The organism is Streptomyces sp. CA-249302 (assembly GCF_050936785.1).
In the GTDB taxonomy this organism is placed as follows: Bacteria; Actinomycetota; Actinomycetes; order Streptomycetales; family Streptomycetaceae; genus Streptomyces.
Genome location: NZ_JBNJMG010000001.1, coordinates 6310209 through 6324891, shown reverse-complemented (window position 1 = coordinate 6324891; position 14683 = coordinate 6310209). Strand labels below are relative to the sequence as shown.

Here is a 14683-nt window from a genome sequence, read left to right as displayed (position 1 = left end):
GATCCACCCCAGAGCGTCCATTTGATCATAGTGACATACATCACCGCTGAGCGACAAGCTCAGCTTGCGAATTGGAGATGGAAATGGCAGCAGGAGCTACAGGGTCTGGCAGCAATGAAAGCGTCGGATACCTGTGGACGAAGGACGAGGCGGACAAGTTCAAGCACAAACTCAATGGACTTAGCACTTCGGTAGACATCCTCAAGATAGCCGCCGGGGCCGCAGCTATCGGATTCACTCCGCTCAAGATCGACGCAGCGATCCTGAAGGTGGACGAAAAGGGGATCGTATTCGCCGGCTCCCAGAAGTGGACATGGCCCCACGCGCGCGACGAAAAGGGAAAGCTCGAAGCCGCGGACAAGAAGCTCGTCAAGTTGGATCAGCGGACGAAGGAGGCTGCCGAGGAAGCGAAGCGCGCCATAAGCATTGCACAACGACTCCGGGGCAGCACAGGAGAAGCGGGTAACTGGGCAGTCGATGCGGAGAAAAAACGCGCAGAAAAGGCACACAAAAGGGCCGGTGAGGCTTTCGAGGAAAGCGTCGAAATATATCGATCCATCGCGAGGATGGCGCACGACGCGGAGGAGAAGAAGAAAAATGTCGAAGATGAACGCAAGCGAGTAGTGCAGTCATTCGGTGCCATGAGTTCAAAAATCGATGACTTTGGGGAAAAATTGAGGGCCCTAAGTTCAACGGTAGCTTGATCATCTCCTGTAAAGTCGCCAGAGGGAGTATCCGTGAGTATTAATTCATCGTTCAGTAGGGCCACCGAAACAATCCATCGTTTCCGTGAAGCGGTCAGCAGAACGTCCTCCGCCCTGCCCGGTATGCAGCAGGCAGCTCAGCGGGCCGGTTCCTCTGTGAGCGGCCTGTCCTCGACCGCGAACAACAGCGCAGCGCTCGCCAAGTTCAAGACCGGCTCCGACCAGCTCAGTACCTCCCTCACCAAACTCAAGACCTCCGCCACCCAGTCCGGCGACGGCATCGGCAAGATCAAGACGGCTGCGACGAACGCCGACAGCGGCATCGGCAAGGCCCGTACCGGCACCGACAAACTCAAGTCCTCCCTCGACAAGCTCAAGTCCGCCGCCAAGGGCGCGCACGGTGAGCTGAAGAGCGTCAAGAGTCAGGCCGACGCCGTCGAGAAGTCCGTCGGCAAGGCCGCCAAGAACGCCGACACCGGCGGTAAGTCCATGGGCAGCCTCGGCAAGGGCCTCAAGGGCGCCTCGCTCGCGCAGAAGGGGCTCAACCTCGCGATGTCGGCGAGCCCGTTCGGGCTCGTGATGACGCTGCTCACGCCGCTCATCGCCCAGTTCGTCAACATGGACAAGATCACCGCCCTGCTGCAGAAGGGCGTCTCGTACGCCATGAAGCACATCGGTACGGCGGTCGGCGGACTGGCGAAGAACGCGGGACCGCTGCTCAGAGGCCTCGGCAACGCCATGATCGCCCCGCTGACCGGCCTCGCCGTCGCCCTCAACGGCCTGCTCGGCGCACTCGCCGGCATCCACATCAGCATCCCGGACTGGGTCCCGAAGTTCGGTGGCCGTTCCTTCGGTTTCCCCCGTCTGAGCGTGCCGGTGCCCCACCTCGCCACCGGCGGTGTCATCCAGGCCCGTTCCGGCGGCACCCTCGCCCTGCTCGGCGAGGCCGGCGAGAACGAGGCCGTCATCCCGCTGTCCAAGCTGGAGCGCATGCTCGGCCACGGCGGCGGCCTGCGCACCCTCACCGCGGCCGTGGAGAAGCTCGCCGACCGCCCGGTCGTCGTCCAGGTCGACTCGCAGGAGATCGCCCGCGCGGTGTTCCTGGGCCAACGACAGCTCGCCCGCCGATAGATCCGGCACAGGACAGCCCAGCACAACCCCGCCCAGCCCGCACAGCCCAGCGCCCCGAACAGCACCCCCGTACGCCGACGGTCACCCCGTCGGCTTTTTCATGCCCGCCTCCAGAACCTCCAGGAGTCCCCATGGGAAACCTCTGGATCGGCCGCCCCGGCTCCATGACCGAGATCGACCAGGCAGCCAAGTCCTTCGACCGCAGTTCCGACCTGGGCGTCAGCGAGTTCAAGTCGCTCGGCGGCCGGGTCACCGTCACCCGCAACCAGTCCCCCGTGCGCCGCCTCAAGCTCGCCTGGGACCTGCTCGCCCCCGCGCACGCCCGCGCCCTGGACCGCCTCGCCCGCAGGATCGACGGCTCCGGCCCGGTGTTCGTCGTGGACCCGGCCGCCGGGAACTCCCTCGGGCTCAACCAGGCCGCCGGTACCGGCATCGCCGGTGCCACCGACATCACGGGGCTCGCCCAGTGGTTCCGTACGTCGACCACGGGCACCGTCGCCGAGAGCACCACCGCCGCCGGCACGTTCGCCTTCACCGCCGCCGACGCGACCAGCACGGTGGCCTGGCGCTGCGTCAACACCGTCGGCAACTTCCCCGCCGCACCCGGCATGTCGGTCTCCTTCCGCGCCCCGACCGCGATCGCCGCGCTCGGCACCTGCCGCGTCGGCATCGACTACAAGAAGGCGGACGGCACCTACATCAGCTCGGCCGGGGCGGACGGCCCCGTCGTCACCGGCACCGCCCCGGCCGGCGCCGCCTACGCCACCCCCACCGCCCGTCCCGGCACGGCCGGCACCTACTCCCTCGCCGGCGCCTGCCTCACCTACGGCGGCGCCCCGGAGGACGGCCTGGCCGGCGAGGGGCTGCCCCCGATGTCCGTCACCGGGTACAGCGACACCCCGGGGCGCCCGCTGCCGTACCGGAATTTCAGCATCGACCTGGTGGAGGTCTCCAGTGCAGCAGGCTGACGACGCCACGACCGCCGCTCTCGCCGCCGGGGAGCGGACCACGACGCACAGCACCCGGCTCGGCGGCAGGGATCTCTCCGCGCAGGTCCAGTCCTGGCAGCTGGACCGGTCGTACGCCACCGATCTGCCCGCCGCGATGCGGGCGTTCTCGGGTTCCTCCTCGGCGCAGCTCCAACTCCAGCTGTCCGGCACCGGCGGCACGACCGCGCCCGAGCTGTACGCGCCCTGGGCGGACCGCGCCACCGGCGACCTGGCCCGGCCGGGCCAGTCCGTGGTGCACCGGGGCGGTGTCGATACGACGACCCTGCCGGCCTTCCGCGGCACGCTGAGGTCCCGCTCGGCCCAGGCCGGCACGGACTCGGTGCAGCTCACCGCGCTGGACGGCGCCGAGCGGCTGCGCGGACCGGCGCTGCTGCCGAAGCCGTACGCCGGTTTCTACTGGGGCCGGCCGGTGGCCACCGCCACCTGGTGCGTGGACGAACTGCTGCGCCAGGCAGGTGTGTTGACCGCGCCGCCGGCCCGCTACCCGGCGTTCGCCGACGGCCAGCCGCTCACGCTGGTGCACGCCTCGCTGCACGGCGGCTTCGCCACCCCGTACGGCCAGCCGGAGGTGCTGCCCGCGGCGGCCGACTACACCTGGACCCGGGACGGCGCCCCGCACGAGATGGCCCTGCTGCCGACGGACAGGGCGGGCACCGTGACCGCGAGCTGGTTCCCGCGCTCCCGGGTGACCGTGCCCGGCACCCGACTGTTCGCGGAGGCCTGGGTCAACCCGGCGATCGGCCCCCGGGACACGGTCACCCTCGAACTCGTCCTGGACCGCACCGGCACCGCGCGCGGCTCCCTGCGCATGGAGGTGAACTTCGCCGCAGGCACCGTCCGCGTCTACTCGGCCACCGTCGACGGCTCGTACTGGTACTTCGAGTGGTACTGGTACGGCCTGGCCACCCTCAAGGGCCCCTGGCACATCGGCGCTCTGTTCGACACCACCGGCAGCGGCACCTCGGTCTACCCCACCGTGCAGCCCCGGCTGACCGGCCCGGACGGCACCCAGTACCTGGGCGGGGCCGCCACCTTCACGGAGAGCGCGGGCCTCCAGTACGCGGCCGAACTGCGCGAGCTGAAGCTGACCACCGGCATGGCCGTGGAGGGCGTGCAGCTCACCAGCGGGCTGTCCGGCATGCCCACCGCCTCGGTGTTCACCCAGGCCGGCACCTGGACCAAGGCCGCCGAACTGGACGACGCGATCCTGCCGCTGTACGCGGTTCCGCGGGTGTCGGGCTCGCAGTGGGAGGTCCTCGGCCAGATCGCCAAGGCCACCATGGCGACGGCGGAGTTCGACGAGCGGGGCATCTTCCGCTGGCGCAACCACACCCGTTTCAACGACATCCCCACCACCGCCGACCTCGCGCTCACCTCGGTGCGGGACATCTCCTCGCTGACCCTCGCCGAGGAGATCGACGCCTGCCGCAACTACGTCGTCCAACCCGCCAAGGTCTGGGAGGACTTCGGCGTCGACGCCGGCACGACGTACACCGACACCGTCGTACGGACGATCCCGGCGGGCGGCACCCTGACCGTGCAGTACGTCATGGCCGAGGAGGAGTTCGACGTCGGCCCGCCCGGCACGGACGACGACTCGGTGACGACCGCGGGCTCCCAGGTCCGCTTCGCCACCACCGCCGCCGGTACGACGGCGGTGAAGGGCGCGGTCGACGTACTGACCCGCCGCGAGGACGGCTACCTGGTCGTCCGCTTCAGCAACCGCAGCTCCCAGACGCTCTACACGGCGAAGAAGGACGGCACCCCGTCCGTCTACCTGATGACGCTGAAGCCGCGGGCAGACCCGGCGGACCGCACGGCGACCGCCTATGCGGCGGGCACCGCCAGCGAGAAGTACTACGGCCGCCAGGAGCACACCGGCGAGTCCACCGACTGGGTCCAGGACCTGTCCGCGGCCCAGTCCATCGCGGACTCGCTCTACGACGCCGGCGCCTACCCGGTACCGGTCATCGGCGACGTGGAGGTGCTGTACGACCCGCGCGTGCAGCTCGGCGACATCGTCCGGCTGACCGACACCAGCGGCACCCGGCTCTCCACCCTGGCCTGGGTGGTCGGCATCAGCACGACGGCGACCGCCGACGCCGGGATACGCCAGACCCTCACCCTGCGCGGCACCGAACCCAACGGGACGCCCGCCGACAAGAACCTCACCCCCGACGCGGCCGCCGATCCGCCGACCGTGGCCCTGTCCACGTACGCCTCGGTCACCGCCGCGTTCGCGACTCTGGCCGCGCTGACCGCCTCCGGGCACACCTGGGGCGAGATCAAGGAGTCCGCGTATGTCTGACACCACGGCCTCCGACGCCTCGACCGACGACACCACGGCCGACGACACCTCGACGCCCATCGTCGCCGTCCCGGTCGAGGTCACCGTCACCCTCCCCGATCCGGCGACCGGGGAACCGGAGGAGCCCAGCGAGCCGGAGGACCCGACGGAGGCCACCGCGCCCATCGCCTCCGGCGGCCCCCCGGCCGGCGACACCGGCCCCGACCCGACGGCACCGGTCGAGGTGTAACCGCCCGTACCCGGCTGCCGGATCCCGCACCGAAAGGCACACCCATGGCCCAACCCCTCTCCGCCGACGCCCTCGTCTCCGCCCTGCGGGCCGAGGGCGTCACCGTCGTCGAACACGCCGGCTGGCGTACCAACAACCGCAACAGCAAGGGCAGTTGGGGCCCGGTCAACGGCGTCGTCATCCACCACACCGTCACCTCCGGCACCACCGCCACCGTCAACCTGTGCTTCGACGGCCGCGCCGACCTCCCCGGCCCGCTCTGTCACGGAGTCATCGCCAAGGACGGCACGGTCCACCTCGTCGGAAACGGCCGCGCCAACCACGCCGGCAGCGGCGACGGTGACGTACTGCGCGCGGTCGCCGCCGAAAACACCGCGCTGCCCGCCCCCGACCAGAACGACACCGACGGCAACACCCACTTCTACGGCTTCGAGTGCGTCAACCTCGGCGACGGCGAGGACCCCTGGCCCGAGGTCCAACTGGACGCCATGGCCCGGGCGTCGGCCGCGCTGTGCCGGGCGCACGGCTGGACGGCCGCCTCGGTCATCGGCCACAAGGAGTGGACCAGCGCCAAGATCGACCCGCGCGGCTTCACGATGGCCGCCTTCCGCACCCGGGTCGCCGCCCGGCTCGGCGCGCAGCCGACGAGGCCGACGAAGTCCACCCCGGCCCACCAGCCCTTCCCCGGCGCCGCCTGGTTCAGGAAGAACCCGAAGTCCGCCATCGTCACCGCCATGGGCAAGCGGCTGACCGCGGTCGGCTGTTCCGCCTATGCCGAAGGCCCCGGCCCCCAGTGGACGGACGCCGACCGCGCCTCGTATGCCAAGTGGCAGCGCAGGCTCGGCTACACCGGCGCCTCCGCCGACGGCTGGCCCGGCGCGAAGTCCTGGGCCGCGCTCAAGGTGCCGTACGTGAAGGAGGCCTGACCCGTGAAGGACTCGAGCAAGCGCACTCTGCGCACCGCCCTCCAGACCACCGTCGGCGTGGCGGTGATGCTGCCGCAGATCGTGCGGGCCTCCGGCATACCGGCGGCCCTGCCGTGGGTGGCCGGTTCGCTCGCCGTCGCGGGCGGGCTGACCCGGGTCATGGCGCTGCCCGGCGTCCAGGCCCTGCTGCCGAAGTGGCTGCGCACCGGAGGAGATGCCGATGGGTGACACGGACCCGAACGACCCGATCGCCGTGGCCCTGGAGCTGGAGCGGCTGCGCGGCACCCTGGAGGCCGGCTTCGCCCGGGTCGACGGCTCGCTCGCCCTGCTCGTCCAGCGCAGCGACCAGACCGACAAGCAGCTCGCCGACCACGAGAAGCGCCTGGACTCCCTGGAGCGCTCCCGCTGGCCGCTCGCCAGCGTCGGCGTCCTCGCCGCCCTCACCACCGCGGCCGTGGCCGTCGTAGAACTGTCGAGTCGCTGACACGCCGAAGGGCGGTCACCCCGTGCGAAACGGGGTGACCGCCCTTCAGAACCAACTACTTCAGAACCGGCTACTACTGGTTGTACGGACCGTAGTCGTAGTCCTCCAGCGGAACGGCCTGGCCGGAGCCCGTGCCGAACGGCGAGTAGTCGATGTCGTCGTAGCCGACGGCCGAGTACATCGCGGCCTTGGCCTCCTCGGTCGGCTCGACCCGGATGTTGCGGTAGCGGGACAGACCCGTACCGGCCGGGATGAGCTTACCGATGATGACGTTCTCCTTGAGACCGATGAGCGAGTCGGACTTGGCGTTGATCGCCGCGTCCGTGAGGACTCGCGTCGTCTCCTGGAAGGACGCCGCCGACAGCCAGGACTCCGTGGCCAGCGAGGCCTTGGTGATACCCATGAGCTGCGGACGACCGGAGGCCGGGTGACCGCCCTCCTGCACCACACGACGGTTCTCGGTCTCGAACTTCGAGCGCTCGACCAGCTCGCCGGGCAGCAGCTCGGCGTCGCCGGACTCGATGATCGTCACGCGGCGGAGCATCTGCCGGATGATGATCTCGATGTGCTTGTCGTGGATCGACACACCCTGCGAGTTGTAGACCTTCTGGACCTCGCCGACCAGGTGGACCTGGACCGCGCGCTGACCGAGGATCCGCAGCACGTCGTGCGGGTTGGTGGCACCCACGGTGAGCTTCTGGCCCACCTGGACGTGCTCGCCCTCGCTGACCAGCAGACGGGCACGCTTCGAGATCGGGAACGCCGTCTCGTCGCTGCCGTCGTCCGGCGTGATGACGATCTTCTTGGTCTTCTCGGTCTCCTCGATCCGCACGCGGCCCTGGGCCTCGGAGATCGGGGCGACACCCTTCGGGGTACGGGCCTCGAAGAGCTCGACGACACGCGGCAGACCCTGGGTGATGTCGTCACCGGCCACACCACCGGTGTGGAAGGTACGCATCGTCAGCTGGGTACCGGGCTCACCGATGGACTGGGCGGCGATGATGCCGACCGCCTCACCGATGTCGACCAGCTTGCCGGTGGCCAGCGAACGGCCGTAGCACATGGCGCAGGTGCCGACGTGCGACTCGCAGGTCAGGATCGAGCGGGTCTTGACCTCCTCGATGCCGTGGTGCACCAGCTGGTCGATGAGCACGTCGCCCAGGTCCACGTTGGCCGGCGCGATCACCTTGCCGTCGATGACGACGTCCTCGGCGAGCATGCGGGCGTAGACGCTGGTCTCGACGTCGTCCGTCTTGCGCAGCACACCGTCGGCGCCGCGCGTGGCGATCTTCAGCTTCAGACCGCGCTCGGTACCGCAGTCCTCCTCGCGGATGATGACGTCCTGCGAGACGTCCACCAGACGACGGGTCAGGTAACCCGAGTCGGCGGTACGCAGGGCGGTGTCGGCGAGACCCTTACGGGCACCGTGCGTGGAGATGAAGTACTCCAGCACGGACAGGCCCTCGCGGAAGGACGCCTTGATGGGACGCGGGATCGTCTCGTTCTTGGCGTTCGACACCAGACCACGCATACCGGCGATCTGCCGCATCTGCATCATGTTTCCTCGGGCACCCGAGTCAACCATCATGAAGATGGGGTTCGTCTTGGGGAAGTTCTCGTTCATCGCCTCGGCGACCTCGTTGGTCGCCTTGGTCCAGATCGCGATGAGCTCCTGAGTGCGCTCTTCCTTGGTGATCAGACCGCGCTCGTACTGCTTCTGGACCTTCTCGTCCTGCGCCTCGTAGCCCGCGACGATCGCCTTCTTCGCCTCGGGCACGACCACGTCGGAGATGGCCACGGTGACACCGGAGCGGGTGCCCCAGTAGAAGCCGGCCGCCTTCAGGTTGTCGAGCGTCGCCGCCACGATGACCTTGGGGTAGCGCTCGGCCAGGTCGTTGACGATCTCACCGAGCTGCTTCTTGCCCACCGAGTAGTCGACGAACGGGTAGTCCTCGGGCAGCAGCTCGTTGAAGAGCGCGCGGCCCAGGGTGGTGCGCAGCCGGAAGGTGTCACCGGTCTGGTACTCCGGCTCGCCCTCCTCGACGACCGGCGGGGTCCAGCCGCGCGGCGGGATGGTGCCCACCGGGAAGCGGATGTCGATCGCCGACTGGAGCGCGAGCTCACCGGCGTCGAACGCCATGATCGCCTCGGCCGTGGAGCCGAACGCCCGGCCCTCGCCCTTGACGTCACGCAGCTCGCCGTCGGTGGTGAGGAAGAACAGACCGAGCACCATGTCCTGGGTCGGCATGGTGACGGGACGACCGTCGGCCGGCTTCAGGATGTTGTTCGAGGACAGCATCAGGATGCGCGCCTCGGCCTGCGCCTCCGCGGACAGCGGAAGGTGTACGGCCATCTGGTCGCCGTCGAAGTCCGCGTTGAACGCGGTGCAGACGAGCGGGTGGATCTGAATGGCCTTGCCCTCGACCAGCTGCGGCTCGAAGGCCTGGATGCCGAGGCGGTGCAGGGTGGGCGCACGGTTCAGCAGCACCGGGTGCTCGGCGATGACCTCTTCGAGGACGTCGTACACGACGGTGCGGCCGCGCTCGACCATGCGCTTGGCGCTCTTGATGTTCTGCGCGTGGTTGAGGTCCACGAGCCGCTTCATCACGAACGGCTTGAAGAGCTCCAGCGCCATCGCCTTCGGCAGACCGCACTGGTGCAGCTTGAGCTGCGGACCGACGACGATCACGGAACGCGCGGAGTAGTCCACACGCTTGCCGAGCAGGTTCTGACGGAATCGACCCTGCTTGCCCTTGAGCATGTCGCTCAGGGACTTCAGCGGGCGGTTGCCGGGACCGGTGACCGGACGGCCACGACGGCCGTTGTCGAACAGCGCGTCCACGGCCTCCTGGAGCATGCGCTTCTCGTTGTTCACGATGATCTCGGGGGCACCGAGGTCGAGAAGGCGCTTCAGGCGGTTGTTGCGGTTGATCACACGGCGGTACAGGTCGTTCAGGTCGGAGGTCGCGAAGCGGCCACCGTCCAGCTGCACCATCGGGCGAAGGTCCGGCGGGATGACCGGCACGCAGTCGAGCACCATGCCCTTGGGGCTGTTGCTGGTCTGCAGGAACGCGGAGACGACCTTCAGGCGCTTGAGCGCACGGGTCTTCTTCTGGCCCTTGCCGGTGCGGATGATCTCGCGGAGGCGCTCGGCCTCCTCCTCCAGGTCGAAGGACTCCAGGCGCTTCTGCAGCGCCGCGGCACCCATCGAACCGTCGAAGTACGTGCCGAAGCGGTCACGCAGCTCGCGGTAGAGGAGCTCGTCGCCCTCCAGGTCCTGGACCTTGAGGTTCTTGAACCGGGTCCAGACCTCGTCCAGGCGGTCGATCTCGCGCTGCGCACGGTCGCGCAGCTGCTTCATCTCACGCTCGGCACCCTCGCGCACCTTGCGGCGCACGTCGGCCTTGGCGCCCTCGGCCTCGAGCTCGGCCAGGTCGCTTTCCAGCTTCTTGGCGCGGGCCTCCAGGTCGGAGTCACGACGGTTCTCGACCTGCTGACGCTCCACGGAGACGTGCGCCTCCAGGGAGGGCAGGTCGCGGGTACGACGCTCCTCGTCGACGTACGTGATCATGTACGCCGCGAAGTAGATGACCTTCTCGAGGTCCTTGGGCGCCAGGTCCAGCAGGTAGCCGAGGCGCGAAGGAACACCCTTGAAGTACCAGATGTGCGTGACGGGCGCGGCCAGCTCGATGTGGCCCATCCGCTCACGACGCACCTTGGCGCGAGTGACCTCGACGCCGCAGCGCTCACAGATGATGCCCTTGAACCGGACACGCTTGTACTTGCCGCAGTAGCACTCCCAGTCCCGGGTCGGACCGAAGATCTTCTCGCAGAAGAGTCCGTCCTTTTCGGGCTTGAGCGTGCGGTAGTTGATGGTCTCGGGCTTCTTGACCTCGCCGTGGCTCCACTGACGGATGTCGTCCGCGGTGGCCAGGCCGATCCGGAGCTCGTCGAAGAAGTTGACGTCGAGCACTATGCGTCAATCCCTCTCAGGGTTGTAAGTCTTGGGGTCTGATACGGGGGTCCAGGGGCCGGCCGGAGGTTCCTCACCAGGGCCTCCGGCCGGACGCCCGTCAGACCTCTTCGACGCTGCTCGGCTCGCGCCGGGACAGGTCGATGCCGAGCTCCTCCGCCGCGCGGAAGACGTCCTCGTCGGTGTCACGCATCTCGATGGACATACCGTCGCTGGACAGCACCTCCACGTTCAGGCAGAGAGACTGCATCTCCTTGATGAGCACCTTGAAGGACTCGGGGATGCCGGGCTCGGGGATGTTCTCGCCCTTGACGATGGCCTCGTAGACCTTCACGCGGCCGGTGACGTCGTCGGACTTGATGGTCAGCAGCTCCTGGAGGGCGTACGCGGCGCCATAAGCCTCCAGCGCCCACACCTCCATCTCGCCGAACCGCTGGCCACCGAACTGGGCCTTACCACCCAGCGGCTGCTGGGTGATCATCGAGTAGGGGCCGGTCGAGCGGGCGTGCAGCTTGTCGTCGACCAGGTGGTGCAGCTTCAGGATGTACATGTAGCCGACCGAGATCGGGTCCGGGAACGGCTCACCACTACGGCCGTCGAACAGCCGCGCCTTACCGGTCGGGAGCACCATGCGCTCGCCGTCCCGGTTCGGGATGGTGTGCTGGAGCAGACCCGCGAGCTCGTCCTCGCGCGCACCGTCGAAGACGGGGGTCGCGACGTTCGTGCCCGGGTCGACCGCGTCGGCGCCGATCGCCTGGAGGCGCTGCGCCCACTCCTCGCCGAGACCGGAGACGTCCCAGCCGCGGCTGGCGAGCCAGCCGAGGTGGATCTCCAGGACCTGTCCCGGGTTCATTCGGGACGGGACACCCAGCGGGTTGAGGATGATGTCGACCGCGGTGCCGTCCTCCAGGAACGGCATGTCCTCGATCGGCAGGATCTTCGAGATGACGCCCTTGTTGCCGTGACGGCCGGCGAGCTTGTCACCGTCGGTGATCTTGCGCTTCTGCGCCACGTACACGCGCACCAGCTGGTTCACACCGGGGGGAAGCTCGTCGCCCTCCTCGCGGTCGAAGACGCGGACGCCGATGACCTTGCCGGTCTCGCCGTGCGGCACCTTCAGCGAGGTGTCACGGACCTCACGGGCCTTCTCACCGAAGATCGCGCGCAGCAGGCGCTCCTCGGGGGTCAGCTCGGTCTCACCCTTGGGCGTGACCTTGCCGACGAGGATGTCACCGGCGATGACCTCGGCACCGATACGGATGATGCCGCGCTCGTCGAGGTCGGCGAGGACCTCCTCGGAGACGTTCGGGATGTCCCGGGTGATCTCCTCGGGGCCGAGCTTGGTGTCACGGGCGTCGACCTCGTGCTCCTCGATGTGGATCGAGGAGAGGACGTCGTCCTGCACGAGGCGCTGCGACAGGATGATCGCGTCCTCGTAGTTGTGACCCTCCCACGGCATGAACGCCACGAGCAGGTTCTTGCCCAGCGCCATCTCGCCGTTCTGGGTGGCGGGACCGTCAGCGAGCACCTGGCCCGTGATGATCCGGTCGCCCTCGTTGACGATGACCTTCTGGTTGACCGAGGTGCCCTGGTTGGACCGGGAGAACTTGGCCAGGCGGTACGTGATGTACGTGCCGTCGTCGTTGGCGGTGGTGATGTAGTCCGCGGAGACCTCCTGGACCACACCGTCCTTCTCGGCCTTGACCACGTCGCCGGCGTCGACGGCGGAGCGGTACTCCATGCCGGTGCCGACGAGCGGGGACTCGCTCTTGATCAGCGGCACGGCCTGACGCATCATGTTCGCGCCCATGAGGGCACGGTTGGCGTCGTCGTGCTCGAGGAACGGGATCATGGCGGTCGCGACCGACACCATCTGGCGCGGCGAGACGTCCATGTAGTCCACGTCGTCACCGGGGACGTAGTCGACCTCGCCGCCACGGCGGCGGACCAGGACGCGGTTCTCGGTGAAACGCATGTTGTCGTCGAGCGTGGCGTTGGCCTGCGCGATGACGAATCGGTCCTCTTCGTCGGCCGTCAGGTAGTCGACCTCGTCGGTGACGACGTCGCCGTTGACCTTGCGGTACGGCGTCTCCACGAAGCCGAACGCGTTGACGCGGCCGTAGGAGGCGAGCGAACCGATCAGACCGATGTTCGGGCCTTCGGGAGTCTCAATGGGGCACATACGGCCGTAGTGAGACGGGTGCACGTCACGGACCTCGAAGCCGGCCCGCTCACGGGAGAGACCACCCGGGCCAAGAGCCGACAGACGGCGCTTGTGGGTGAGACCCGACAGCGGGTTGTTCTGGTCCATGAACTGCGAGAGCTGGCTGGTGCCGAAGAACTCCTTGATGGAGGCGACGACCGGCCGGATGTTGATCAGGGTCTGCGGCGTGATCGCCTCGACGTCCTGGGTCGTCATGCGCTCACGAACGACGCGCTCCATACGAGCCAGACCCGTGCGGACCTGGTTCTGGATGAGCTCGCCGACGCTGCGCAGACGACGGTTGCCGAAGTGGTCGATGTCGTCGGTCTCGACGACGATCGTGCCGCCGCTGTCACCGGTGGTCTCGACCTCGCCGGCGTGCAGCTTCACCAGGTACTTGATCGTCGAGATGATGTCCTCGACGGTCAGCACGCCCGCGTCCAGCGGAGCGTCCGCACCCAGCTTCTTGTTGACCTTGTAGCGGCCGACCTTGGCGAGGTCGTAACGCTTCGGGTTGAAGTAGAGGTTCTCGAGCAGCGTCTGCGCGGCCTCACGCGTGGGGGGCTCGCCCGGACGCAGCTTGCGGTAGATGTCGAGCAGCGCGTCGTCCTGGCCCTGGGTGTGGTCCTTCTCCAGGGTGGCGCGCATCGACTCGTACTCGCCGAACTCCTCCAGGATCTGCTCGGTCGTCCAACCGAGAGCCTTGAGGAGGACGGTCACGGACTGCTTGCGCTTGCGGTCGATGCGGACACCGACCATGTCGCGCTTGTCGATCTCCATCTCCAGCCAGGCACCCCGGGACGGGATGATCTTGGCCGAGAAGATGTCCTTGTCGGACGTCTTGTCGATGGAGGAGTCGAAGTAGACACCGGGCGAACGGACCAGCTGCGACACCACGACACGCTCGGTGCCGTTGATGACGAAGGTGCCCTTGTTCGTCATGAGCGGGAAGTCGCCCATGAAGACCGTCTGGGACTTGATCTCGCCGGTCTCGTTGTTGGTGAACTCAGCCGTCACGAAGAGCGGGGCGGCGTACGTGAAGTCGCGCTCCTTGCACTCGTCGATGCTGTTCTTCGGCGGCTCGAAGCGGTGGTCGCGGAACGTCAGCGACATCGACCCGGAGAAGTCCTCGATCGGGGAGATCTCCTCGAAGATCTCCTCCAGACCGGACTTGGTGGGGACGTCCTGACCGGACTCCAGAGCCTCCTCGACCCGACTCTGCCAAGCGGTGTTGCCGAGCAGCCAGTCAAAGCTCTCGGTCTGCAGCGCGAGCAGGTTGGGAACCTCGAGAGGCTCCTTGATCTTTGCAAAGGAGATGCGCAGCGGGGCAGTGCTGGCGCCATTGTTCGTATTCGCGTTCGAGGCAGTGCGCGAGGCGGCCAAGAGGGGGTCCTTCCGAGGGCTCGGACTCACTACGCGCTCCCCGGCCCCTCATCCACCGCACAGTCGACAAAATCCCAGGTCAGGGATGATGTGATCGACAATGCTGAGGCGAGGGCAGACCCCTGGTGACGGGCAGGGGACAGCTAACAGGCAGCGCAAAGGGTCAGTGTAGCCACTTGGCGCACTGATGTCCAGCCCCGATTTTCTTTGACCCTCGTCACCCTCAACGCCTTCGGCATGCCTGCCCTCAACGCACGTTGATACTGCCCTCTTCGTCGCCGATCCATGCCTCGGATTCGGACCGTTCTGGCGACGCGTCCTGAGAATTGCGC

Annotated in this window: 10 protein-coding genes; 8 read left to right on the top strand and 2 right to left on the bottom strand. The window is 67.8% G+C overall.

Annotated elements, in window-relative coordinates:
- Positions 1-83: 83 nt before the first annotated feature.
- The 8 genes from ACQEWB_RS28585 to ACQEWB_RS28550 all read left to right on the top strand — a co-directional run bounded on the left by ACQEWB_RS28585 (position 84) and on the right by ACQEWB_RS28550 (position 6792).
- Positions 84-704 (top strand): hypothetical protein, encoded by a 621-nt coding sequence (locus ACQEWB_RS28585; RefSeq protein ID WP_432835889.1) that lies wholly within the window; start codon positions 84-86, stop codon positions 702-704.
- Between the two features lie 123 nt (positions 705-827).
- Complete coding sequence (locus tag ACQEWB_RS28580) at positions 828-1835, top strand: hypothetical protein (protein ID WP_432835887.1); 1008 nt, start codon at positions 828-830, stop codon at positions 1833-1835.
- A gap of 131 nt (positions 1836-1966) precedes the next feature.
- Positions 1967-2803, top strand: a complete 837-nt coding sequence (locus ACQEWB_RS28575; RefSeq protein WP_432835885.1) for a hypothetical protein — start codon at positions 1967-1969, stop codon at positions 2801-2803.
- Entirely contained in the window at positions 2790-5153 is a 2364-nt protein-coding gene (locus ACQEWB_RS28570; RefSeq protein WP_432835883.1) for a hypothetical protein, read from the top strand. The genes ACQEWB_RS28575 and ACQEWB_RS28570 overlap by 14 nt, the downstream gene beginning before the upstream one ends.
- On the top strand, positions 5146-5382 hold the full coding sequence (locus ACQEWB_RS28565) for a hypothetical protein (protein ID WP_432835881.1): 237 nt from the start codon (positions 5146-5148) through the stop codon (positions 5380-5382). The genes ACQEWB_RS28570 and ACQEWB_RS28565 overlap by 8 nt, the downstream gene beginning before the upstream one ends.
- Before the next feature lie 44 nt (positions 5383-5426).
- On the top strand, positions 5427-6308 hold the full coding sequence (locus tag ACQEWB_RS28560; protein WP_432835879.1) for a peptidoglycan-binding protein: 882 nt from the start codon (positions 5427-5429) through the stop codon (positions 6306-6308).
- A 3-nt stretch (positions 6309-6311) separates the two neighbouring features.
- Positions 6312-6536, top strand: coding sequence for a hypothetical protein (locus tag ACQEWB_RS28555; protein ID WP_432835877.1), 225 nt, complete (start codon positions 6312-6314; stop codon positions 6534-6536).
- Entirely contained in the window at positions 6529-6792 is a 264-nt protein-coding gene (locus tag ACQEWB_RS28550) for a hypothetical protein (protein ID WP_432835875.1), read from the top strand. Before ACQEWB_RS28555 ends, ACQEWB_RS28550 begins: the two co-directional genes overlap by 8 nt.
- A 73-nt stretch (positions 6793-6865) precedes the next feature.
- On the opposite strand, the gene ACQEWB_RS28545 is transcribed toward ACQEWB_RS28550, so the two are convergent.
- Both ACQEWB_RS28545 and rpoB read right to left on the bottom strand, forming a co-directional pair.
- Entirely contained in the window at positions 6866-10765 is a 3900-nt protein-coding gene (locus tag ACQEWB_RS28545; protein WP_432835873.1) for a DNA-directed RNA polymerase subunit beta', read from the bottom strand.
- Positions 10766-10865: 100 nt separating this feature from the next.
- Positions 10866-14351, bottom strand: a complete 3486-nt coding sequence (gene rpoB, locus ACQEWB_RS28540; protein ID WP_432835871.1) for a DNA-directed RNA polymerase subunit beta — start codon at positions 14349-14351, stop codon at positions 10866-10868.
- Between the last annotated feature and the right edge of the window lie 332 nt (positions 14352-14683).